At 60.3% G+C, this 22,062-nt stretch carries 20 protein-coding genes; 9 read left to right on the forward strand and 11 right to left on the reverse strand.

Annotated features, from left to right (window positions below; translation table 11 throughout):
• Nucleotides 1-258 precede the first annotated feature (258 nt).
• Nucleotides 259-912, forward strand: a complete 654-nt coding sequence (locus CKW21_RS17710; RefSeq protein ID WP_095195243.1) for a peroxiredoxin — start codon at nucleotides 259-261, stop codon at nucleotides 910-912.
• Nucleotides 913-1,036: 124 nt separating this feature from the next.
• On the opposite strand, the gene yghX is transcribed toward CKW21_RS17710, so the two are convergent.
• The 6 genes from yghX to CKW21_RS17740 form a co-directional block, all read right to left on the reverse strand.
• Complete coding sequence (yghX, locus tag CKW21_RS17715; RefSeq protein ID WP_095195244.1) at nucleotides 1,037-1,924, reverse strand: YghX family hydrolase; 888 nt, start codon at nucleotides 1,922-1,924, stop codon at nucleotides 1,037-1,039.
• Nucleotides 1,925-1,979: 55 nt separating this feature from the next.
• Entirely contained in the window at nucleotides 1,980-2,381 is a 402-nt protein-coding gene (locus tag CKW21_RS17720) for a heme-binding protein (protein WP_095195245.1), read from the reverse strand.
• A gap of 19 nt (nucleotides 2,382-2,400) precedes the next feature.
• The gene (gene glcF / locus CKW21_RS17725; RefSeq protein ID WP_095195246.1) at nucleotides 2,401-3,618 is read right to left on the reverse strand and encodes a glycolate oxidase subunit GlcF; all 1,218 of its coding nucleotides are present in this window, start codon (nucleotides 3,616-3,618) and stop codon (nucleotides 2,401-2,403) included.
• Nucleotides 3,619-3,621: 3 nt separating this feature from the next.
• Nucleotides 3,622-4,686, reverse strand: a complete 1,065-nt coding sequence (glcE, locus tag CKW21_RS17730) for a glycolate oxidase subunit GlcE (RefSeq protein ID WP_095195247.1) — start codon at nucleotides 4,684-4,686, stop codon at nucleotides 3,622-3,624.
• The gene (gene glcD, locus CKW21_RS17735; protein WP_095195248.1) at nucleotides 4,686-6,185 is read right to left on the reverse strand and encodes a glycolate oxidase subunit GlcD; all 1,500 of its coding nucleotides are present in this window, start codon (nucleotides 6,183-6,185) and stop codon (nucleotides 4,686-4,688) included. The genes glcE and glcD overlap by 1 nt, the downstream gene beginning before the upstream one ends.
• A 268-nt stretch (nucleotides 6,186-6,453) precedes the next feature.
• Nucleotides 6,454-8,217 (reverse strand): L-lactate permease, encoded by a 1,764-nt coding sequence (locus CKW21_RS17740; RefSeq protein ID WP_095195249.1) that lies wholly within the window; start codon nucleotides 8,215-8,217, stop codon nucleotides 6,454-6,456.
• Nucleotides 8,218-8,395: 178 nt separating this feature from the next.
• On the opposite strand from CKW21_RS17740, the gene CKW21_RS17745 reads away from it, so the two are divergent.
• Nucleotides 8,396-8,632 carry a hypothetical protein gene (locus CKW21_RS17745; RefSeq protein ID WP_095195250.1) on the forward strand — a complete coding sequence of 79 codons (237 nt, stop codon included), beginning with the start codon at nucleotides 8,396-8,398 and terminating at the stop codon, nucleotides 8,630-8,632.
• A gap of 655 nt (nucleotides 8,633-9,287) precedes the next feature.
• Here CKW21_RS17745 and CKW21_RS17750 read toward each other — a convergent pair.
• The 3 genes from CKW21_RS17750 to CKW21_RS17760 all read right to left on the reverse strand — a co-directional run bounded on the left by CKW21_RS17750 (nucleotide 9,288) and on the right by CKW21_RS17760 (nucleotide 12,214).
• Nucleotides 9,288-9,707 carry an organic hydroperoxide resistance protein gene (locus CKW21_RS17750; RefSeq protein ID WP_095195251.1) on the reverse strand — a complete coding sequence of 140 codons (420 nt, stop codon included), beginning with the start codon at nucleotides 9,705-9,707 and terminating at the stop codon, nucleotides 9,288-9,290.
• A 202-nt stretch (nucleotides 9,708-9,909) separates the two neighbouring features.
• Nucleotides 9,910-11,163 carry a patatin-like phospholipase family protein gene (locus tag CKW21_RS17755; protein ID WP_095195252.1) on the reverse strand — a complete coding sequence of 418 codons (1,254 nt, stop codon included), beginning with the start codon at nucleotides 11,161-11,163 and terminating at the stop codon, nucleotides 9,910-9,912.
• 289 nt (nucleotides 11,164-11,452) lie between these two features.
• Nucleotides 11,453-12,214: an alpha/beta hydrolase gene (locus CKW21_RS17760; RefSeq protein WP_095195253.1), complete on the reverse strand. Its 762-nt coding sequence runs from the start codon at nucleotides 12,212-12,214 to the stop codon at nucleotides 11,453-11,455.
• A 113-nt stretch (nucleotides 12,215-12,327) separates the two neighbouring features.
• Between CKW21_RS17760 and CKW21_RS17765 the strand changes: the two genes are divergently transcribed.
• Entirely contained in the window at nucleotides 12,328-13,767 is a 1,440-nt protein-coding gene (locus CKW21_RS17765; protein ID WP_095195254.1) for an HD domain-containing phosphohydrolase, read from the forward strand.
• A gap of 3 nt (nucleotides 13,768-13,770) precedes the next feature.
• Here CKW21_RS17765 and CKW21_RS17770 read toward each other — a convergent pair whose 3' ends face one another.
• On the reverse strand, nucleotides 13,771-14,280 hold the full coding sequence (locus CKW21_RS17770; RefSeq protein ID WP_095195255.1) for an Lrp/AsnC family transcriptional regulator: 510 nt from the start codon (nucleotides 14,278-14,280) through the stop codon (nucleotides 13,771-13,773).
• 165 nt (nucleotides 14,281-14,445) lie between these two features.
• On the opposite strand from CKW21_RS17770, the gene CKW21_RS17775 reads away from it, so the two are divergent.
• The 5 genes from CKW21_RS17775 to CKW21_RS17795 all read left to right on the forward strand — a co-directional run bounded on the left by CKW21_RS17775 (nucleotide 14,446) and on the right by CKW21_RS17795 (nucleotide 20,418).
• Entirely contained in the window at nucleotides 14,446-15,462 is a 1,017-nt protein-coding gene (locus CKW21_RS17775) for a 1-aminocyclopropane-1-carboxylate deaminase (RefSeq protein ID WP_095195256.1), read from the forward strand.
• A gap of 145 nt (nucleotides 15,463-15,607) precedes the next feature.
• On the forward strand, nucleotides 15,608-16,072 hold the full coding sequence (locus tag CKW21_RS17780) for a transketolase (RefSeq protein WP_095195257.1): 465 nt from the start codon (nucleotides 15,608-15,610) through the stop codon (nucleotides 16,070-16,072).
• Nucleotides 16,073-16,131: 59 nt separating this feature from the next.
• Nucleotides 16,132-16,428, forward strand: coding sequence for a hypothetical protein (locus tag CKW21_RS17785; protein ID WP_095195258.1), 297 nt, complete (start codon nucleotides 16,132-16,134; stop codon nucleotides 16,426-16,428).
• Nucleotides 16,425-19,124, forward strand: coding sequence for an alpha-ketoglutarate dehydrogenase (gene mdeB, locus CKW21_RS17790; protein WP_095195259.1), 2,700 nt, complete (start codon nucleotides 16,425-16,427; stop codon nucleotides 19,122-19,124). The genes CKW21_RS17785 and mdeB overlap by 4 nt, the downstream gene beginning before the upstream one ends.
• A 40-nt stretch (nucleotides 19,125-19,164) precedes the next feature.
• Entirely contained in the window at nucleotides 19,165-20,418 is a 1,254-nt protein-coding gene (locus tag CKW21_RS17795) for a dihydrolipoyllysine-residue acetyltransferase (protein ID WP_095195260.1), read from the forward strand.
• 134 nt (nucleotides 20,419-20,552) lie between these two features.
• Here CKW21_RS17795 and CKW21_RS17800 read toward each other — a convergent pair whose 3' ends face one another.
• Nucleotides 20,553-21,383 (reverse strand): alpha/beta fold hydrolase, encoded by an 831-nt coding sequence (locus tag CKW21_RS17800; protein WP_095195261.1) that lies wholly within the window; start codon nucleotides 21,381-21,383, stop codon nucleotides 20,553-20,555.
• A 121-nt stretch (nucleotides 21,384-21,504) separates the two neighbouring features.
• On the opposite strand from CKW21_RS17800, the gene CKW21_RS17805 reads away from it, so the two are divergent.
• Nucleotides 21,505-21,960, forward strand: coding sequence for a MerR family transcriptional regulator (locus CKW21_RS17805; RefSeq protein WP_095195262.1), 456 nt, complete (start codon nucleotides 21,505-21,507; stop codon nucleotides 21,958-21,960).
• Nucleotides 21,961-22,062 lie beyond the last annotated feature (102 nt).

The following is a 22,062-nucleotide window of genomic DNA, read 5'->3' on the forward strand; positions in this document are numbered from 1 at the left end:
AACACAGGTAAGTGGCATACATACATTTGTGGCGAGGGGATTTATCCCCGTTGGGTCGCGAAGCGGCCCCCATTGTCCTTTCAGCCAAACCGAGTTGTTTGAGTTTAGGGCTGCTTCGCAGCCCAACGGGGATAAATCCCCTCGCCACAGGGGATTCATTGGTTTGAGGATCTCATCAGGACTTCACAAAAGCTCTCCTATACTGTCCGCGTTGACTGGCTCGACTCCCCAATGACCATTACTGCAAGGAGATCAATCATGGCAATCCGTATTGGCGACGAAGCACCGGATTTCACCGCTGAAACCACCGAAGGCAAGATCAACTTTCACGAGTGGATCGGCGACAAGTGGGCCATTCTGTTTTCCCATCCGAAGGACTTTACCCCTGTCTGCACCACCGAGCTGGGTTACCTGGCCAAGCTCAAGCCTGAGTTCGACAAGCGCAACACCAAGATCCTCGGCCTGAGCATCGACCCGGTCAGCGACCATAACAAGTGGGTCGGTGACATCGAGGAGACCCAGGGCAATGCCGTCAACTATCCGCTGATCGGCGACGAAAACCTGGTGGTGGCCAAGCTCTACGACATGATTCACCCCAATGCCAGCGGCGGTTCGCGCACGGCCGTGGACAACGCCACGGTGCGTTCGGTGTTCCTTGTCGGGCCGGACAAGAAGATCAAGGCGATGCTGATCTACCCGATGAGCGCCGGGCGCAATTTCGATGAAGTGCTGCGGTTGCTCGATTCGTTGCAACTCAATGCCAAGCACACCGTGGCGACCCCGGTGAACTGGCGTCCGGGGGAAGACGTGATCATCCCGACGTCGGTGTCCGACGAGGATGCGAAGAAGAAATACCCGGATGGCTTCAAGACCCTCAAGCCTTACTTGCGGACGGTGGCACAGCCGAAATAACCGTCAACTATAAATCGCCTTCGCGAGCAGGCTCGCTCCCACAGGTGGTCTTTGTCGGACACACATTCAGCGTCCACTGAAGATCCACTGTGGGAGCGAGCCTGCTCGCGAAGAGGCCCTTCAGTCACACCAGATATTTTCTAAACCACCCCAACGTCCGTTCCCACGCCAGTTTCGCCGCCGCCTCGTCATAACGCGGCGTGGAGTCATTGTGAAAGCCGTGGTTGGCGCCCGGGTAGATATGCGCTTCGTACGTCTTGCCCCCGGCCTTCAACGCCTGCTCATAAGCGGGCCAGCCTTCGTTGATCCGCGTATCCAGTTCACCGTAATGCAGCATCACCGGTGCCTTGATCCGCGGGACATCCTTGGCCTCCGGCTGGCGGCCATAAAACGACACCGCGGCACCCAACTCCGGATAGGCCACCGCCGCCGCATTGGTGACACCACCGCCGTAGCAGAACCCGGTAATGCCGACCTTGCCGCTGCCGGCGTCGTGTTTCATCAGCCATTCCACGGCGGCGAAAAAGTCGTTCATGAGCTTTTCCGGATCGATTTTGGCCTGCAGTTCCTTGCCCTTCTCATCGTTGCCGGGATAACCCCCGACCGAGCTCAGCCCGTCGGGGGCCAGGGCGATGAAACCGGCCTTGGCCAGTCGCCGGGCGACATCCTCGATGTAAGGATTCAGGCCTCGGTTTTCATGCACGACCACCACCGACGGGACCTTGCCGCTGGCCTTGGCCGGGCGCACGAGGTAGCCGCGAACCTGTCCGTGACCCTTGGGGGAAGGGTAGGTGATGTACTCGGCGATGATGTCCGGGTCGGTGAACTCGACCTGTTCGGCCAGGGCGTAGTTCGGGCTCAGGGACGCCAGCAGCGCACTGGCCGTCAATCCGCCAAAAGTGAACAGCGCCGCCCGGTCGAGAAACTCGCGCCGGTTGATCAGGCCATGGGCGTAATAGTCGTAGAGTTCCAGCAATTGGGGGGCAAAGTCTTTCGCAGTGAGACGGGGCATCTGTGCGCTTCCTCTTCTTCGACTGATTGAACGCGATCCCACAGGGAATTTGTGTTTATTTCAGGCACTGCGCCCCGGCTTTCGCCACCTGCGCATCCTGCTCGGCCTTGACCCCGGACACGCCGACCGCGCCGATCACCTGGCCATCGACGATGATCGGCACGCCGCCTTCCAGCGAAGTCAGCAACGGCGCCGACAAAAAGGCCGTGCGTCCACCATTGACCATGTCTTCATAGCCCTTGGATTCGCGGCGGCCCAGGGCGGAAGTCCGTGCCTTTTCGGTCGCGATGTAGGCGCTGATGGGCGCGGCGCCGTCGAGGCGTTCGAGGGCCAGGGGATGGCCGCCGTCATCGACGACCACGATGGTCACCGGCCATTGGTTGGTTTGCGCTTCGGTCCGCGCCGCAGCGAGGATCTGGCCGATTTCGGTCTGGCTCAACACGGCTTTGCTTTTCATGAGCATCTCCAGGGTTCGGTTACGGCAAGGCGGCCTCGACCACTTCGATCCAGTGCCTCACCGGCGTGCGGCCTGCGCCGTCGAGGTGGGACTGACAGCCGATGTTGGCCGTGACAATGACCTCAGGGTAGCCGCTTTCCAGCGCATTCATCTTGTTGTCGCGCAGTTGCCGGGACAGTTCCGGCTGGGTCAGCGAATAGGTGCCCGCCGAGCCGCAGCACAGGTGGCCGTCGGGCACGAAGGTCAGGTTGAAGCCAAGGCGTTCGAGTACCGCTTCAACGGCGCCACCGAGTTTTTGCGCGTGCTGCAGGGTGCAGGGGCAATGAAAGGCCAGGCGCTGTGCGCTGTGGATGCCGAGCTTTTCGAGCGGCTCGTTACGCAACACCTCGACCAGGTCCCTGGCCAACGCACTGACCCGCTTGGCCTTGGCGGCATAGGCCGGATCGCGTTCGAGTAAATGGCCATAGTCCTTGATAAACGCGCCGCAACCGCTGGCGGTCTGCACGATGGCCTCGGCGCCTTGTTCAATGCTTGGCCACCACGCGTCGATGTTGTGGCGGGCACGGTCAAGACCGGCCGCCTGGGCGTCCAGGTGATAATCCACGGCGCCGCAGCAACCGGCCTCGCGGTTCGGGGTGACGCTGATGCCGAGTCGATCCAGCACCCTGGCGGCAGCGGCGTTGGTATTGGGCGACAGGCCCGGTTGTACGCAACCTTCGAGCATCAAGACCTGGCGCGCATGGCGTGTGGTGGGGCGTGGTTTACTCGGCGTCGCACTGCGCGGCAGTTTGCTTTGCAGGGCGTCGGGCAGCAGCGCTCGGAACACCTGGCCGCTGTTGACCAGGCTTTTGAACAGATCCGGATGCGGCACGACCGTGCGCAACCCCTCACGCAACAAACGCTGGCCGATCGGACGTGGCACCGCCGCATCGACCACCGCACGGCCGATGTCCAGCAGGTTGTGGTAATCGACACCCGACGGGCAGGTGGTTTCGCAGTTTCGGCACGACAGGCAGCGGTCCAGGTGTTGTTGGGTCTTTTGCGTGACCTCGTTGCCTTCGAGCACCTGTTTGATCAGGTAAATGCGTCCGCGCGGGCCATCCAGCTCATCACCGAGCAATTGATAAGTCGGGCAGGTGGCGTTGCAGAAGCCGCAGTGCACGCAAGTGCGCAGGATGCTGTCGGCCTCTTCGGCGCGGGGCAGTCGGCGGGCTTTTTCGCTCAAGGTGGTCTGCATGATTCAAAGCTCCGCGTACAGGCGACCGGGGTTGAAAATACCCCGGGGATCGAGTTGCTGCTTCAGACTCTGGTGGTAGCGCATCAGGGCAGGGGGCAATGGCTGGAACGGGCTGTCGATCAGGCCATGGCTGTAGCAGGTCACATGTCCGCCGACTTCTTCGACGACTTTGCGAATGAAGGACGCTTGGGCGTCGGACTTCAGCCAGCGCTGGGCGCCGCCCCAGTCGATCAGTTGCCGGCCGGGGAGGGACAGTTTTGGCGTGTTGTTGGGCAACGATAGACGCCACAGTGGCTGGTCTTCATCGAAGAAGCTCAAGCGCTGTTCGTTGAGATCCGCCCAATAAGAAGCGGCCAGCAACTCGCCACCCAAGCGGTCATGGGCCGCCATCACCGAGCCTTCGCCACCCTCGAGCCGCAGATGCAGGCGCTCACCGTCATGGCACGCGGCACTGATCGGCAAGGGTTGCTGGCCCCATTGCGCGAGATTCAACAGGGCGCGCTCGCTTTTCATTTCCAGGCTGATACTCAAGGTTCGCCGGGGCTTGGGCAGGACTTTGAGCGAGACTTCCGTGATCAGGCCCAGGGTGCCGTAACTGCCGGCCATCAACCGCGACAAGTCGTAGCCGGCGACGTTTTTCATCACCTCGCCGCCGAAACGCAGATGCTTGCCGAGGCCTGTGATCACCCGTGTGCCCAGAACGAAATCCCTGACCGAACCCGACCAGGGGCGCCTTGGCCCCGACAGGCCGCAGGCAATCATGCCGCCGACGGTGGCGCCGTCACCGAAAGAAGGCGGTTCGCAGGGGAGCATCTGGTGCGCGGCATCCAGCACTTGCATCAGTTGCGCCAGTGGCGTGCCGCAGCGCACGGTCATCACCAGCTCGGTCGGGTCATAGCTGACGATGCCCCGGTGGGAACGGGTGTCGAGTATCTCGCCAGCACCGATGCGTCCGAGGAATGCCTTGCTGTTGGAGCCTTGTATGCGCAATGGCGTGGCGTTTTCCAGCGCCTGATTGATCTGCTCCAGCAGTGCGTTGCTGTCATCGTTGCCACCTGTACCGTACATCAGAAACGCTCCAGGTCAGGGAAGGGCAGTTGCCCGGCATGAATGTGCATTGCGCCGAATTCGGCGCAGCGGTGCAGGGTCGGAATGTTCTTGCCGGGGTTGAGCAGACCGCTCGGATCAAACGCCGCCTTGACCCCGTGGAACAGCGTCAGCTCATCGCTGTTGAACTGCGCGCACATCTGATTGATCTTCTCGCGGCCCACGCCGTGTTCCCCGGTGATGCTGCCGCCGACCTTCACACACAACTCCAGTATTTTGCCGCCCAGGTTTTCGGCGCGCTCAAGCTCCCCTGGCGTATTGGCATCGAACAGAATCAGCGGATGCATGTTGCCGTCACCGGCGTGGAACACGTTGGCCACCCGCAGGCCGTATTCGGCCGACAGTTCGGCGATGGCTTTCAGAACACCGGGCAACTCGCGCCGGGGGATGGTGCCATCCATGCAGTAATAGTCCGGCGACAAGCGGCCCACCGCCGGAAAGGCGTTCTTGCGTCCGGCCCAGAAACGCACGCGCTCGGCCTCGTCCTTGGCCAGGCGCACTTCGGTGGCGCCGGCCTGCTCGAGCACCTGGCGCACACGCTCGCAATCATCGCGAACATCGGCTTCGACGCCATCGAGCTCACAGAGCAGAATAGCCTCGGCGTCGACCGGATAACCGGCGTGGATAAAGTCCTCGGCGGCGCGGATGGCCAGGTTGTCCATCATCTCAAGGCCGCCCGGGATGATGCCGGCGGCAATGATGTCGCCGACGGCGCGTCCGGCCTTTTCCACGGAATCGAACGCCGCCAGCAGCACCTTGGCGGACTGTGGTTTAGGCAGCAGTTTGACCGTCACCTCGGTGATCACCCCGAGCATGCCTTCGGAACCGGTGAACAGCGCGAGCAGGTCCAGGCCCGGCGAGTCGAGGGCGTTCGAACCCAGGCTCAGGTATTCGCCGTCGACAGTGAGGATGTCGACCTTGAGTACGTTGTGCACGGTCAGACCGTACTTCAGGCAGTGCACGCCACCTGCGTTTTCGGCGACGTTGCCGCCGATGGAGCAGGCGATTTGCGACGATGGGTCCGGCGCGTAGTAGAGACCGTACTGCGCGGCGGCCTGGGAAATCGCCAGATTGCGCACCCCCGGCTGGACCCGCGCCGTGCGGGCAGCGGGGTCGATGTGCAGAATCTGGTTGAAGCGCGCCATCACCAGCAGCACGCCTTTTTCCAGGGGCAAGGCGCCGCCGGACAAACCGGTGCCGGCCCCCCGGGCAACCACCGGCACCTGCATTTCATGGCAGAGCCGGAGTACGCCCTGAACCTGCGCGATGTCGCGTGGCAGCACCACCAGCATCGGTGTGGTGCGGTAGGCCGAGAGACCGTCGCATTCGTACGGCTTGAGTTCTTCCTGCTGATGCAGGATTTCCAGCTCGGGCATCCGCATTTGCAGGGCTTGCAATAGCGCGCTTTTGTCGACGTCAGGCAGGGCGCCGTCAACGCGTTCATCGTAAAGAATGTTCATCGGCGATCGACACTCGTTTTGTCGTTATGTGAGGTCTGTTTCCGGAAACCAGTGGCTGTCCATGCCTTGTTTGTGTGCGCGAAGAGGCTTTCTACTCAATAAGTTTCGCTTGGAACTGCGGATGCGCAAGGCAACCACCATACAACTGTGGGAGCGAGCCTGCTCGCGAATGGGGTGGAACATCAAGCATCCCAGTGCCTGACACACCGCCTTCGCGAGCCGGCTCGCTCCCACAGTTCAACAGTCCGGGGTCCCCGGACCTATCGACTCAATGCCCACCCACCACCATAAGGCTGAACGGCGACACATAAGCCTGCAACGTCACCAGGCCGCCGACCAGGATCGCCAGAATGATCGAGTGGAAGAACACATAACGCAGGATTTCCCCTTCGTGCCCGTACCAGCGGGTGGCGGTGGAGGCGACCACGATGGATTGGGCGTCGACCATCTTGCCCATGACCCCGCCGGAGCTGTTGGCGGCGGCCATCAACACCGGGCTGAGTCCCAATTGCTCGGCGGTGACTTTCTGCAGCCCGCCGAACAACACGTTGGAGGCCGTGTCCGAGCCGGTCAGGGCCACGCCGAGCCAGCCGAGCAGGGTGCCGAACATCGGGTAGAAAATCCCCGTCGCGGCAAACGCCAGGCCCATGGTTGCGTCCAGCCCCGAGTAGCGTGTGAGGAAGCCGAGGGCAAGCATCGCAACAATGGTGATCAAGGAGTAGCGCACGACCCAGATCGTTCGAAGGTATTGGTGGATCAATTGCGGTATGGAATAGCCCATCAGCAAGCCGCCGAGGATGGCCGACAGCAGGATGCCGGTGCCGGTGCTGGTGAACCAGGTGAATTTGTAGATTGCTTCCTCCGTTTTCACAGCAGGCACTACCGGTGGAACCTTCTCGATTTGTTGGTGAATGGTGGTGAAGGTCACGGTCGGGGCGAAGATCGGGTTGGCTTCGCGCAGCGGTTTGCCCTGGGGATCAAGCTTGGCCGAATGGGTGACCGGATCGATCGCCGGGCGGGTGTCGAACATGTTCTTGAAGTTCTGGGTGCCCCAGGCAAACACGAAGACGGTGAGGATGATCCAGGGCATCCACGCGCGCATGACCGCGGGCTTTGCCTCGTTGGCAAAGGCTGCGCTGGCAACGGGTTGCTCATCATGTTCTTCGGCAATCTTGGAATCGTCTACTCGCCCGGACAACGCGGCGGAGGTGTGCACGGTGGCCGGTTTCCAGACCTTGAGGAAGCCGGTCAGGCAGGCCATGGAAATCAGCGCGGCGATCACGTCCACCAGCATCGGCCCGTGATAGTTGGACACGATGAACTGCGGGATGGCGAAACTGACCCCGGTGACGATGATCGCCGGCCAGATTTCCACCATCTTGCGCCAACCGGCGAAAGCCCAGATCAACCAGAACGGCACGATCACCGAGAAGAACGGCAGTTGCCGGCCAACCATCATCGACAGTTCCATTTCATCCAGCCCGGTGACCTTGGCCAGGGTGATGATCGGCGTACCTAATGCGCCGAACGCCACCGGCGCGGTATTGGCGATCAGTGCCAGGCCCGAGGCGGCCAGTGGTGAAAAGCCCAAGCCGATCAGAATCGCCCCGGTCACCGCCACCGGTGTACCGAAGCCGGCGGCGCCCTCGAAAAAGGCGCCGAAGCAGAAGGCGATCAACAGCAGCTGCAAACGGCGGTCGTCGGTGATGCGTGCCAGGGAGTCCTGCAGCACTTTGAACGAGCCGTTCTCGGTGGTCAGTCGGTGCAGAAAGATGATGTTCAACACAATCCAGCCGATCGGCAACAGACCGTTGGCCGCACCGTACAGCGCCGCGGAGCCTGCCATGTTGGCGGGCATGCCGAAGGCGAAGATGGCGATCACCAGCGCCGAGGCCAGGGCGAGCAATGCCGCCAGATGCGCCTTGACATGGAAGAACGCCAGGGCGGCGAGCATCACCACCACGGGGATGGCGGCCATCAGGGTTGAGATGAGCGGGTTGTTGAACGGATCGTAGATTTGCTGCCAGACCATGTTCCACCTCTGCTTCTTATTGTTGGAAATGCAGACCCCTGGGGGGGAGGTGGCTTGTAGTATAGGTGGCATTACGCCGCTGTCAGGTTCAGGCTCCAGTACCGCGAATCAGCGCAATTCAGGGGCTGAGCTAGCATTGCCAATAGGGTCTGAATCCAGCAAGGGGAGGAAAACCGCAATGACTGAGCGACATCTGGAGCACAAGGAGACACTGTCGAACGGATGCAGCATCAGGGTCAAAGCCGAGATATTGAAAGACGGTTCATTGGGCATGTTCATCGGTGTCTACTGGCCCGACGGCTCGGTCATCGATGAAAACCACGATCCCAAGCCGCATATGCTGGACATGGAAGCGGCGATGGACTGGGGGATTGATATTGCCAAGGGGATTGGCAATAGCCAGCGGACGTTGTGAGGCAGGTCTTGAATCTTCACCGAACTGTAGGAGCGAGGCTTGCCCGCGAAGCTTTTGGCGTTTTCGAGGATGCCTTCGCGAGCAAGCTTCGCTCCTACAGGCGCAGGTGTTGTCAGATTGCTGATCTGTAGCCGCTGGCACGCGCAATAAAGGCCGCTACGACGATCAACGACTGGCAAATTTCGCCGATAGTATTTTTCTGTCCTGTGGCGTTTGTCACAAAATCAAAACGGTCTAAAAATGCCGTTGCTCACTTCGCGGGCTTTGCTAATCTTGAACTTGTAGGTGAAAACGCAGACTGATGCGCAAGCGGATAGCGAGGACGCGTGGGGCGCGCTCCGAAGGGTACACGGTTAGAAAGATCTCCGCGCTGAGATCCAGCCCTTATGCCGTGTGAAGCAGGACAGCGCATTGCTGTACCTGTGAGAGTCCTGATAAACCTCGTAAGCCAGAGACCAGCACTGGCCACCTACTAAAACCTCCCAGAGCCCGCCTTGTGCGGGCTTTTTAATGCCTGTCGGAAACTGGGTGAGGCTTATTGCTTTTTGTGGGAGCGAGCCTGCTCGCGATGAACTTGAATGCACCGCGTTAATCCAGATCGAACGCGTCATCGTTAACGTCCATCGCGAGCAGAGCTCGCTCCTACAGGAAGGTGTTAAACCAGGTTGATCGTCACATCGATGTTGCCACGGGTCGCCTTGGAGTACGGGCAGGTCTGGTGCGCGGTGTCCACCAGGGTGCGGGCCAGCACAGGGTCCACGCCCGGCAGGCTGACATTCAGGCGCGCCTGGAGGAAAAACGCGGTGTCGGTCTTGCCCAGGTCGATTTCGGTGGCGACGCTGACGTCAGCCGGCAAGCTCACCTTCAACGCCGCCGCGGCCTTGCCCATGGCACCGATGAAACACGCCGACCAGCCGGCACCGAGCAGTTGTTCCGGGTTGGTGCCGCTGTCGGATGAGCCTATCGGGGAAAGCTTGACGTTCAGACGGCCATCGTCGCTGCGGGACTCACCTTGGCGGCCGCCGGTGGTGACGGTCTTGCCGGTGTACAGCACGGTTTCGATTTGATTGATCATGGGGGCTCCTGAAGGATTTCGGTGTTGAGGCCTGGATGTCGCTCGATTGATCGAAGAACACCTGAAGGGCAACCCGCGCACTCTTTCACCCTCATGTACGCCGTGTGTGTCTTGAACCGGCGGTTGTGTATCGCTGTGTAGCTTCGGCGGGCAAACATACACAGCGATACAAATCACCTGACTCCAGAACGCCACCCATCGTTCAAGCACCCGCTTTGGCTTCCTCAGTAGTGAATTTGCGCAGGGCCTTGTAGCCGGCCCAGTCAAAACTTTTCAGGAATTCGGCCGCGCAGTGGGCACCTTCGAGAAAAAGTTTTATTTTGTTTTGATCTGACATTTTGAAGTCGAGCCAGTTGAAGCCTTGCGCAGGAATCCAGGTCACCAGTTTGTTGTAGTCCGGGTTGCGGTGAATGAAGTCAAAGTCGAGCGTATGCCGCGCCGCATTGAAAATGGTAGCGAATAGATCCAAAGGGCCGTCAATGACTCTCAGGCGTTTGTCCATTTCGAGTTTGACGCCAAAGGTCGGAGCACTGGGTATTTTTTTAGTGTTGTGAAATACATCAATCGGGAAGTTCGACATGATGCCGCCGTCAATGAAAAGAGCCTCACTCGGAAGCCGGCCTTCTTCCACAATGCGGTAACTGGCTAAAGTGTCCCAGCGTTTTTCTGCCTCTGGCCCCTTGGGAATGCGAGTAACTTTCATGGGATGGAAAAAGTAAGGGATCGACATCGAGGCCCTGGCGAACAGCGCAGGATTAATCTTATCTACGTCCTTCCAATAGAGTTCTGCCATGCGAGGGAACTCGACTTTGGTTTCTGTTGTGACGTCCGCGGCGATGATTGCGAGGCGGAAAAAATCCTTGGCAGGTTTTTCGAAGCCTTCGTTGGACCTGAGTCGTAACCCGTCAGGCACGGTTTGCATCCGTTTCCTTAAACCGGCCAGGTCGACAATGCCCTCTCTTTTCAGGAGTTGACTCAGCCAATCTGTGAAGGCATTACCTGGATTCAATCCCAGATTACTTTGCAGGTTATCGATGACCTGCGCCGCCTTGAAGGCAAGCTTGAAATGACCCGCGTCATTTACCCAACTCTCGATCAAATCCCGGGCGTCGGAGTCACCGTCCACGAAGTCGAAGAAGTTCTTGTTCGCCAACTCCATTAGCAACTTCTCGCCTTTTGGTTGCCCCGGTTCAGCCAGAGCAGCCACTAACAGGGCATTGATCGAGCCTGCCGAAGTGCCGCCTACGCCCAAAAACCGTATTCCCAATTGCTCCAGCACATAGGTGTATCCCACCAAGGCTATGCCGAGCATTCCCCCGCCTTCCATCACCAGGTCGACATACTGATTTCCTTGCGCATCGACAATGTCGCTGAACTCCTTGCCTTTACAGGCTGCCTTTGCGTTTCTCAGGATTTTCAGTAGATCTTCATTGTTTTTGAAGTCGTTGAGATTCATGTTGACCTCAATGTACGAGAGGGCTGAAGTAACTGTGCAGCGTCAGTGAGATGCAATCTAGTCTTCAATTTCTTTAGTGCAAGGTGGATTGATTGGATAGTTACGTGACAGTTAGGCTGATTTGGAGTAGCCGACTTGTTTTTTATTGCGGCTATATTTTGAAGTAGTAGAAAGTGCCATCGTACCAGGGCTGTAGTTGTTATCAGCCGGACAGCAAGCCGCTTATGTACAGCCTGTTGAGATCCCGAAGACGCACGCGCGCTCGCCGTGCGTCTATTCGTTTGTGGCGTTATTGCGCCTTGTGCACCGCCTGGATGATGACCTTGGCCACGTCCGAGGGGCGCGATTGCTGGGGCACGTGACTGGTTTCAAGTTCGGTCACTTGCGCGCCGATTTTCTTCGCGAATGCACGCTGCAGGTCGGGTTGGATCATGTGATCTTCCCGCGCTACGACGTACCACGACGGTTTGCCTTTCCAGGCCGCGACGCTGGTTTTGTCGTCAAAGGCCGACGCGCGGATCGGTCCCTGGGTGGCGGCCATGATGGCGGTCTGCTCGGCAGGAAGATCCTGGGCAAATCCTGTCGCCATGCCCTGTGGCGTCATGTAGAGAAAGCCGTTCTTGTCGGCGGCAATGTCCTTCACCCCCGACGGGGCCGGGTAGTCCTTGCCCAGGTCCTTGCTGGCCTGGCCCGCATCCGGTGCAAACGCGGCGACGTACACCAGGCCACGAACCTTCTTGTCGGTTCCCGCCTGACTGATTACCGTACCGCCCCAGGAGTGCCCGACCAGCACCACGTTGTTGTCCTGATTGTTCAAGACGCGCTGGGTCGCCGCCACGTCGTCAGCCAGCGAGGTCAACGGGTTCTGCACCACGGTGACCTTGATACCTTCGGCTTGCAGCAACGGAACGACCTTGGCCCAGTCGGACCCGTCGGCGAAGGCGCCGTGGACGATGACCACCGAGGGTTGCGTGGTGGCGGCATGGCTGGCGACGGTAAACAGCGAAGCGGTCATGGCGAGGGCGAGGGCAAGCGTCTTGGGTTTGAACATGATCAGAACTCCTGTGGTTGGTGAGGTCCAGTTTCAGCAATACCCGGATGTTCAGGTATCGGTCGTTTATCCGAGGCGAGCGATAAATTTTCAGCGATGGTAGGGAGAGCACCATGTCGGACCGTGACTGTATTGAGCTGGAAGGCGCCATTCTCGCGTTGTCCATGGTGGGCGACCTGAGCATGGGGCAGCCTTTCGACCAGTCACGTCGCACGGCGCGCCTGGCCGGGTGGTTGGCGCAAACGTGCAATGGCGCCGGCGATCATCAGGAGGTGGCGCGGCAGGTGGCGCTGCTGCGCTGGTCGGGGTGTACCGCCAACGCCGAGGGCTTCACGCGTCTGCTGGGCGATGATGTGGGCGGGCGCAACGCGATGCTCAGTCAGACCCTCAACGCTGCCGGGCAACGGGCGATGCGCAAGTCCACGCCCCTGGCGCAAATCCATTGCGAAGTGTCTGGCGACATCGCCCGCACGCTGGGCTTGAATGCGGCGGCCGAACACGGGTTGCGCCATGTATTCGAACAATACGATGGTGAAGGCAAGCCCCTTGGCCTGCGACACCCCGAGGTGCCGGAGGTGGTGTATCAGGTGCTGCTGGCCGGTGATCTGGAAATCCTGTCCCGGGTCCACGGTCTGGAGGCTGCGTTGGAGTGGATCGCGACCCAGGGCGATCGTCGCTATCCCGCTTCCCTGGCCAGCGAGCTTTCGCGTTTTGCCGAAGACTGGTTGCAGCAGCTGCGCACGCCACAAGTACCTGCCGCTATTTCGCCGGAGTCTGGCGGGACGGTGTCGCTGACCCTGGTCGGCGATGTCATCGATCTCAAGCTGCCATGGCTGGCGGGATACTCGCGGCGATCGTCGGAGCTGGTGCGGGAAGCCGCCCGGCTGTCGGGGCTGGCGCAGCCATCGGTCGACGCGTTGGGCCAGGCGGCGCTGATCCACGGCATCGGCCGGGCCGCGGTGCCCAACCGGATCTGGAACACGCCGGGCACGCTGCTTGAAGGCGATCTTGAACAAGTGCGGCTTGTGCCTTACTGGACGTTGCGCACCAGCAGTCAGGTGGCCGAACTGACGGCGCCGGGGCAACTGGCTGCCCACGCTTACGAACGCCTCGACGGCAGCGGCTATTTTCGCGGCTTGGGCGGCGAAACCTTGCACACCGAACATTGCCTGCTGGCGGCCGCCTTGGCCTGGCAGGCGCTGTGCTCCGATCGGCCATGGCGACCGGCCTTCAGTGCGCAAGCGGCGCAGCAGTTGTTGCTCGACGAGGCGACGCAGGGGCGTTTCGATACGCGCGCGTGTCAGGCGGTCATCGCCGCCGCCCGTGGCGAGACGAGCGTTGCGCCCGGCAAAGCGAACGGTGGCCCGCTGTCCGAGCGCGAGACGGAAATCCTGCGGCGCATCAGCCTGGGCGGCAGCAACAAAGAGGTGGCGCGCCAGCTTGGCATCAGCCCGAGCACGGTGCGCACCCATGTCGAGAGCGTGTTCCGCAAACTGCAATGCACCACCCGCGCGGCGGCAACGCTCAAGGCGCTGACGCTAGGGCTGATCTGAGTTTCAGAGGGGGATTTGCGGCGTCGACAGCACCTGGCGCAGCCCCATGAATGAGCGGATCTGCCGGACGCCCGGCAGGTACAGCAACTGCTCCGCATGCAGCCGGTTGAAGCTCTGGCTGTCCTTGGTCCGCAGCAACATGAAGTAGTCGAATTCGCCGGTCACCACATGGCACTCCATGCAGCCGGAGACTTTTTGCGCGGCGGACTCGAAGGCGGCAAACGATTCCGGCGTGGAGCGGTCCAGCACCACGCCGATCAACACCACCATTCCCGCATCCAGCGCTTCGGGGTCAAGCAGGGCGACAATGCCCCTGATCAAGCCTGCCTGCTTGAGCCGCTCGACGCGCCGCAGACAAGCCGGTGGACTCAACTTCACCTTTTCCGCCAGTGCCACATTGGAGATCGACGCGTCGCGTTGCAGCGCCTTGAGGATGGCGCGGTCGATGCGGTCAAGCGGTGCAGGCTCCACGGCTTTGTCGTTTGATTTGTTATGGTTGTTTGTTGCGTTCATGATTGTTTACACGCAATAAAGAGTTATTTGAATGTGCTCTGCGAAAATAATGATTCTATTAATGGCCTGAACTTGCAACACATATTTTCAGGTTTTTTCTTAAGATTGATTCATCGAAGCCGCCGTGAAAGCGCTTGGATATCTCACTCTTTAAGGATTGGCGCCATGAACCTGAATCGTTTTAAACGTTATCCGTTGACCTTCGGTCCATCCCCCATCACCCCCTTGAAACGCCTCAGCGAACACTTGGGCGGCAAGGTGCAGCTGTATGCCAAGCGTGAAGACTGCAACAGTGGCCTGGCCTTTGGCGGGAACAAAACGCGCAAGCTCGAATACCTGATTCCCGAAGCCATCGATCAAGGCTGCGACACCCTGGTGTCCATCGGCGGTATCCAGTCGAACCAGACCCGCCAGGTGGCTGCGGTCGCCGCCCACCTGGGCATGAAGTGTGTGCTGGTGCAGGAAAACTGGGTGAATTATTCCGACGCCGTGTACGACCGCGTCGGCAACATCGAGATGTCGCGGATCATGGGCGCGGACGTGCGGCTTGACGCGGCAGGCTTCGACATCGGCATTCGGCCCAGCTGGGAGAAGGCCATGAGCGATGTGCGGGAGCGGGGCGGCAAGCCGTTTCCGATTCCGGCGGGCTGTTCCGAGCATCCCTATGGCGGCCTCGGGTTCGTCGGTTTCGCCGAGGAAGTGCGGCAACAGGAGAAGGAACTGGGTTTCAAATTCGACTACATCGTCGTCTGCTCGGTGACCGGCAGTACCCAGGCCGGGATGGTCGTCGGTTTCGCGGCGGACGGACGCTCGAAAAACGTGATCGGTGTCGACGCGTCGGCCAAGCCGGAACAGACCAAGGCACAAATCCTGCGCATCGCCCGGCACACCGCCGAGCTGGTGGAGCTGGGGCGTGAAATCACCGAAGAGGACGTGGTGCTCGATACGCGCTTCGCCTATCCGGAATATGGCTTGCCCAACGAAGGGACACTGGAAGCGATTCGACTGTGCGGACGCCTTGAAGGGGTGCTGACGGATCCGGTGTACGAGGGCAAGTCGATGCACGGGATGATTGAAATGGTGCGTCGTGGCGAATTCCCGGACGGCTCCAAAGTGCTTTACGCCCACCTGGGCGGAGTACCGGCGCTGAACGCCTACAGCTTCCTGTTTCGTAACGGCTGAGAAAACCAGTCGCAAGGAGGTAGACCTGTGGGAGCGAGCCTGCTCGCGAAGAGGGAGGGTCGGTGGACATAGTGTTACCTGACACACCGCTTTCGCGAGCAGGCTCGCTCCCACAGGGATTGTGGTCATTACGGGGAGTTCCACCATGCACGCAATTTCGCAGGCCGCAGTCTGGGTCAAAGAACCTTCGGTGGATGCCGGCGTCGTCATCGTGACCAGCGCCGCGCTGCCCAAATACATGATCGACAAGCTGCATGTGGCCATCGATGACTGGGACCAGGTGGCCTATCTGGTCATCAAGCACCCCGGGGAATTGATGCTCGACTGGCTGCACGCCGGGTCCGGCGCCACGGAGTCGAACCCGAACGCCACGTGCGATGCCAGCCAACTGCTGCGTTGCGTGTCCAAGGAGAGTTTTTTGCTGGATGTCGAAGTCAGCCCGCTACCTGGCCTTACCTGGCTGGGATCGGTCTGCGGCCACAAGCTGCGTGTCTTCGAACCAGGAAAAGCAGCGTCATCCGACGCGGCGATGGATCAACAGGTGGAGGCCATTCTATCGGTCACCCGGACGCTGGCCAAAAGCGTATTGCAGGAGCGCTGCTTCACTTAACGAAAGTCATCACCCGTTCAACGGCCGACTCAATCATTCAAACAACAAAGGCAACGCCTATGAGCCAAACTGCCGACTGTCGTCATCAATCCCTGAAGTGGATGCGCGAGCCTTCCAGTGGCACGCGCATCGTGGTCATCGTGTCGGGACTCGATAGCGATCATATTGACCTGATGCATCATGGTTTCAGCTGTTTCGACAACATCGCGCTGATGCACGTCGATACGGCGAACGCCGGGCCTGACAAGCGTGTTGAAGGGCTCATCGATGCGGTAGATCAAGTCAAAAGCCTGGCCCGTACGAGCCCGCCGCCCCCTCTTGAAGCGCTTCCCGACCTGTGCAGGAGTTGCCCATGAACCCGTCCGATATTCATGCCCAATTGCCGGGTCAGTCAGCCGAAGATCTCCAGGAAATCGCCGAATGGCGCGAGGCCTTGCTGTCCGTCATCGCCCATGGCGGCACGGCCCAGGCCAGGCAGATCCTCGACATGCTGGTGACGGTGGCCAGCCGTTCCGACATCGGCTGGCGGCCAAGCCACGGCACGCCTTACGTCAACACCATCAGTGTCGAACACCAGCCCGTATTTCCAGGGGACCTGGCCATCGAGGAACGTCTGGCTTCGATCATGCGCTGGAATGCCTTGGCCATGGTGGCCAGGGCCAATCACGCCTATGGCGAATTGGGCGGACACATCGCCAGTTATGCCAGCGCCGCGGATCTGTTCGAAGTGGGCTTCAACCATTTCTTCAAGGCTCGCACCGAAAACAGTGGCGGTGACCTGGTGTTCTATCAGCCGCACTCGGCGCCGGGCGTGTATGCCCGGGCGTTCCTCGAAGGACGCCTCGACGAGCGGGACCTGCAGCACTACCGCCAGGAAATCGGTGCGCGCACGAACGGCGCAAGGGGCTTGTCGAGTTACCCGCACCCCTGGTTGATGCCGGACTTCTGGCAGTTTCCGACCGGGTCCATGGGCATCGGTCCGATCAGCTCGATCTACCAGGCGCGCTTCATGCGTTATCTGGAGCACCGGGGCCTGCAGGACACCACGGGCAGGACCGTATGGGGCGTGTTCGGCGACGGTGAAATGGACGAGCCGGAAAGCATGTCGGCGCTGACCCTGGCCGCGCGGGAAGGCCTGGACAATCTGGTGTGGGTGGTCAACTGCAACCTGCAACGGCTGGACGGGCCGGTGCGTGGCAACGGCCGGATCATCGACGAGCTGGAGGCCCTGTTCGGCGGGGCCGGCTGGAACGTGATCAAACTGGTCTGGGGTTCCGATTGGGACGGCTTGTTTGCAAGGGATGCGGATGGCGCGCTGGTCAAGGCGTTGTCGAGCACCGTCGATGGGCAGTTCCAGACGTTCGCGGCGAAGGACGGGCGCTTCAACCGCGAACAGTTCTTCGGCCAGAACGAGGCATTGGCGCACCTGGCGCAAGGCCTGACCGACGAGCAGATCGACCGCCTCAAGCGCGGTGGTCACGACGTGGTGAAGATCTTCGCCGCCTATCAGAGCGCACTGCTCGAAGGCCGCAAACCCACGGTCATCCTGGCGCAGACGAAGAAGGGCTTCGGCATGGGGGATGCGGGGCAGGGCCGGATGACCGTGCACCAGCAAAAGAAACTCGACAAGGATGCGTTGATCGCGTTCCGCAACCGATTCAACCTGCCGTTGACCGATGAGCAGGCCGCCGACTTGAGTTTCTTCAAACCCGACGCAGACAGTGCCGAAATGCGCTATCTGCATGAGCGTCGCCGGGCATTGGGTGGGTACATGCCTGCACGGCCCACCGCTTGCGAACCGCTGGCCGTGCCCGGCATCGACAGCTACGGCACCTTTGCCATTACCGCTGAAGGCAAGGAAATGTCCACCACCATGGCCTTCGTGCGGATGCTCAGCGGCTTGCTGCGGGACAAACAACTGGGGCCGCGCATCGTGCCGATCGTGGCGGACGAAGCGCGCACTTTCGGCATGGCCAGCCTGTTCAAGCAGATCGGCATCTACTCCAGCGTCGGCCAGCGCTATGAGCCGGAAGACATCGGCTCGATCCTGAGTTATCGGGAAGCCCTGGACGGCCAGATTCTGGAGGAGGGCATCAGCGAGGCGGGGGCGATCAGTTCCTGGGTGGCCGCCGCGACCAGTTACTCGGTGCATGGCCTGCCGATGTTGCCGTTCTACATCTACTACTCGATGTTCGGCTTCCAGCGCATCGGCGACCTGATCTGGGCGGCAGCGGATCAACGGGCCCGCGGCTTCCTGCTCGGCGCCACCGCAGGGCGCACGACGCTGGGCGGCGAGGGCCTGCAACACCAGGACGGCAACAGCCACCTGATGGCGGCGATGGTTCCCAACTGCCGTGCCTACGACCCTGCCTTCGCCGGCGAATTCGCGGTGATTCTGGACCACGGCATGCGCCAGATGCTGGAGCGTCAGGTGGACGAGTTCTACTACGTCACCCTGATGAACGAAAACTACCCGCAGCCCAACCTGCCTGAAGGTGTCGAACAGGCGATCATCAAGGGCATGTACCTGTTTGCCCGGCATGAATTCGAGGATGCCCGTGGCCGCGTGCAGTTGCTGGGTTCGGGCGCCATCCTGCGCGAAGTCATCGCCGCCGCCGAATTGCTGGCCAGCGACTGGAACATCGACAGCCAGGTGTGGAGTGTCACCAGCTTCACCGAGCTGGCGCGCGACGCCCGGGAGGTCGAGCGCTGGAACCGCCTTCATCCAGGCCAACCGGCACGGCTCAGCCATCTTCAGGCGTCGCTCAACGACCCGGCCCCGATCATTGCCTGCACCGACTACGTGCGCGCCTTGCCCCAGCTGATCGCCAGTTATCTCGATGCCCGTTACACGGTGCTCGGCACTGACGGTTTCGGCCGCAGCGATACCCGCAACCGGCTGCGCACGTTCTTTGAAGTGGATCGCCATCAGATCGTCTTGAGCGCGCTGACGGCCCTGGTTAACGAGGGGCGACTCGATGCCGGTGTCTGTGCCGAGGCCATTGCCCGATATGCCATCGAGGTTGACGGCGTGGCGCCCTGGGAAGCCTGACGCCGGGCTTCGGACCGAATCGAATTTTCAGAGAGTGTTTATGAAGAATGTGCATGAAATTCGTCTGCCCGACATCGGCGATGCCAGGGATGTGGGTGTCATAGAAATCCTGGTCAGGGCCGGCGATGCGGTGGTCGAAGGGCAGCCCCTGATCATCGTCGAGACCGACAAGGCGTCGATGGAAATTCCTTCGACCCACGGGGGTGTGTTGCAGTCATTGGCGGTCAAGCTGGACGACAAAGTCAGTGAAGGCTCGCCGATTGCCCGTATCGAAGTTGATCAGCCAGCGTCGCCGCCGGTGCAAGCGTCGGTTCAGCCACCGCCAGTTGCCCAGCCCGTTGTGATTCACCCACAGCCTGCGCCTGTCGCTTCAGTGCATCCCATTGCCTCAAGACCGGACTTGCCCCTGGCGTCGCCTTCGGTGCGCAAGTTTTCTCGAGAACTGGGGGTTTCCCTGCAAAGCGTTCAAGGCACAGGGCGGCGTCAGCGCATCACCAAGGATGACGTCGCGGCTCATGTCAAAGGTGCGCTGAAGGCGGTGCCTCCCACGGTTTCACCCCTGGGTGATTGTCTGCCGTGGCCGGCGGTGGATTTTGCCAAGTACGGGCCGGTGGAAAGCAGGCCGCTGTCGCGGATCAGGAAAATCAGCGGAGCCAACCTGCATCGCAATTGGGTGATGATTCCTCACGTCACCAACCACGACGACGCCGATATCACGCAGCTCGAACAATTCCGCCAGCAAGTGAACAAAGACAACGCCCGGCTCGGGGTGAAAGTGACGTTGCTGGCGTTGCTGATGAAAGCCTGCGCGGCGGCGCTCAAGCAGTTTCCCGAATTCAATGCCAGCCTCGACGGCGACGACCTGATCCTCAAAGGTTACGTCCACATCGGCTTCGCCGCCGACACGCCCCAAGGCCTGGTGGTTCCAGTGATCCGGGATGTCGATCAAAAAGGCGTCCTGGCGATTGCCCGGGAAATGTCGGAACTGGCGGCCAAGGCCCGGGCGGGCAAGTTGAACGTTGCCGAGATGAGTGGCGGGTGCTTCTCGATTTCATCGTTGGGCGGTATTGGCGGGACGTACTTCACACCGATCATCAATGCACCGGAAGTGGCCATACTGGGCGTCGGTAAAAGTGTCGAAAGACTGGCACTGGATAGGGGCGAAGTGGTTGCGCGTAACATCCTGCCCTTGAGCCTGAGCTGGGATCACCGCGTCATCGATGGTGCGGCAGCGGGGCGGTTCAATGCCTATTTGACGGCGGTTCTGGCGGATTATCGGCGGTTGGTTTTGTAGCCGGGGGCGGGCTGCTTTGGCCAAAAGCGAGCATTCTGTCAGCACAGCGTTTGGGCATTTAGCCGAGCCTGAAACGCGTCGATTGAGTGACTTCGCAGAAAGCGGGGGCAGGACTTTACCTGCCCCCTTGTTGCCTAACCTCGCAGGAAAGCGAGCAAATCGGCGTTGATGGTATCGGCGTTGGTTGTGGGCATTCCGTGTGGGTAGCCCGGGTAGGTTTTCAACGTGCTGTTTTGCAAGAGTTTGGCCGACAAGAGCCCGGAGTTTTCATAAGGCACGATCTGATCATCATCACCATGCATCACCAGCACGGGGATCGTGATGCTCTTCAGATCGTCGGTAAAGTCGGTTTGGGAAAAGGCCACGATCCCGTCGTAATGAGCCTTTGCACAGCCCATCATGCCCTGGCGCCACCAATTCAAGATGATGCCCTCGGACGGTTTTGCACCAGGGCGGTTATAACCGTAGAAAGGCCCCGTCGGGACGTCATGGTAGAACTGTGCACGGTTGGCCTTCAGCTGTGCCTGCAAGTCATCGAAAACCGACTTTGGCAAGCCGCCCGGATTGCCTGGGGTCTGGACCATCAGCGGTGGCACTGCGCTGATTATCACCGCCTTCGACACGCGGTCTTCGCCGTGGCGCGCAATGTAATGGATGACTTCACCGCCGCCGGTGGAGTGGCCCACATGGACGGCACCCTGCACGCCAAGATGGTTGACCACGGCCGCGACGTCATCCGCATAGTGATCCATGTCGTGTCCGTCCCAGACCTGACTGGATCGCCCGTGGCCACGTCGGTCGTGTGCAACCACCCGGTAGCCGTTCGCCAGGAAAAACAGCATTTGCGCATCCCAGTCGTCCGCGCTGAGCGGCCATCCGTGATGAAAAAAGATCACTTGGGCGTCGCGTGGCCCCCAGTCTTTGTAAAAGATCTCAACACCGTCCTGCGTAGTGACATAACTCATGCTCGCATCTCCTGTGGGGTAGGGAGGCCATGACCCAAAGCATTAAACCTGCGTCGCTTGGCTGCCCGATAACTTTAGGTTTAAAGTCAACTTTAAGGTCAACGGCTTTTTTGGGTGGAATATGAGAATAGGCGAACTGGCGAAAATCAGCGGACTGGCGCCTTCACGTATCCGCTTTTACGAAGCGAGCGGCCTGATCAAGTCTGTTGCGCGCAAGGCCAATGGGTATCGGGACTATGCACCTGATACAGAGTGGGTGTTGGAGATCATCACGGGCGCCCAGGCGGCGGGTTTTTCATTGGAAGAAATCCGACAGTTACTGCCAATGAATGCCAACGGCTGGAAGCATGAAGAGTTGCTCAGTGGGCTCAAGCGCAAGGTTGAGGAAATCGAAATCCTCCAGCAACGGCTGGCCCAGAATAAGGCGCAACTGCTTCTGGTGATCGAGGGCGTTGAAAGCAAGCCTGAAGGCATGGGGTGCGTGGACAACACCCAGTTGTTGCTGCATCGTCTGCGCGAGGAAGGTGTGGCGCCAGTACCACGTGGCCGTGATAGTGCGTCGTCCGAGCCAGTGTGACCTGTCAGGCTCGTGACGCCTGACAGGTTTTTGCCGGATCGTTGAATCAGACAAACAGCAATTGGCCGAACGCGGTCCCTGGATGAACGTCTTGTCTTGGCC

The organism is Pseudomonas sp. Irchel 3A7 (genome assembly GCF_900187565.1).
Lineage (GTDB): Bacteria > Pseudomonadota > Gammaproteobacteria > Pseudomonadales > Pseudomonadaceae > Aquipseudomonas.

Coding starts and splice junctions, on each gene's coding strand:
- CKW21_RS17710 (WP_095195243.1), top strand. CDS start 259: ATGGCAATCCGTATTGGCGACGAAGCACCGGATTTCACCGCTGAAACC.
- yghX (WP_095195244.1), bottom strand. CDS start 1,924: ATGCCCCGTCTCACTGCGAAAGACTTTGCCCCCCAATTGCTGGAACTC.
- CKW21_RS17720 (WP_095195245.1), bottom strand. CDS start 2,381: ATGAAAAGCAAAGCCGTGTTGAGCCAGACCGAAATCGGCCAGATCCTC.
- glcF (WP_095195246.1), bottom strand. CDS start 3,618: ATGCAGACCACCTTGAGCGAAAAAGCCCGCCGACTGCCCCGCGCCGAA.
- glcE (WP_095195247.1), bottom strand. CDS start 4,686: ATGTACGGTACAGGTGGCAACGATGACAGCAACGCACTGCTGGAGCAG.
- glcD (WP_095195248.1), bottom strand. CDS start 6,185: ATGAACATTCTTTACGATGAACGCGTTGACGGCGCCCTGCCTGACGTC.
- CKW21_RS17740 (WP_095195249.1), bottom strand. CDS start 8,217: ATGGTCTGGCAGCAAATCTACGATCCGTTCAACAACCCGCTCATCTCA.
- CKW21_RS17745 (WP_095195250.1), top strand. CDS start 8,396: ATGACTGAGCGACATCTGGAGCACAAGGAGACACTGTCGAACGGATGC.
- CKW21_RS17750 (WP_095195251.1), bottom strand. CDS start 9,707: ATGATCAATCAAATCGAAACCGTGCTGTACACCGGCAAGACCGTCACC.
- CKW21_RS17755 (WP_095195252.1), bottom strand. CDS start 11,163: ATGAATCTCAACGACTTCAAAAACAATGAAGATCTACTGAAAATCCTG.
- CKW21_RS17760 (WP_095195253.1), bottom strand. CDS start 12,214: ATGTTCAAACCCAAGACGCTTGCCCTCGCCCTCGCCATGACCGCTTCG.
- CKW21_RS17765 (WP_095195254.1), top strand. CDS start 12,328: ATGTCGGACCGTGACTGTATTGAGCTGGAAGGCGCCATTCTCGCGTTG.
- CKW21_RS17770 (WP_095195255.1), bottom strand. CDS start 14,280: ATGAACGCAACAAACAACCATAACAAATCAAACGACAAAGCCGTGGAG.
- CKW21_RS17775 (WP_095195256.1), top strand. CDS start 14,446: ATGAACCTGAATCGTTTTAAACGTTATCCGTTGACCTTCGGTCCATCC.
- CKW21_RS17780 (WP_095195257.1), top strand. CDS start 15,608: ATGCACGCAATTTCGCAGGCCGCAGTCTGGGTCAAAGAACCTTCGGTG.
- CKW21_RS17785 (WP_095195258.1), top strand. CDS start 16,132: ATGAGCCAAACTGCCGACTGTCGTCATCAATCCCTGAAGTGGATGCGC.
- mdeB (WP_095195259.1), top strand. CDS start 16,425: ATGAACCCGTCCGATATTCATGCCCAATTGCCGGGTCAGTCAGCCGAA.
- CKW21_RS17795 (WP_095195260.1), top strand. CDS start 19,165: ATGAAGAATGTGCATGAAATTCGTCTGCCCGACATCGGCGATGCCAGG.
- CKW21_RS17800 (WP_095195261.1), bottom strand. CDS start 21,383: ATGAGTTATGTCACTACGCAGGACGGTGTTGAGATCTTTTACAAAGAC.
- CKW21_RS17805 (WP_095195262.1), top strand. CDS start 21,505: ATGAGAATAGGCGAACTGGCGAAAATCAGCGGACTGGCGCCTTCACGT.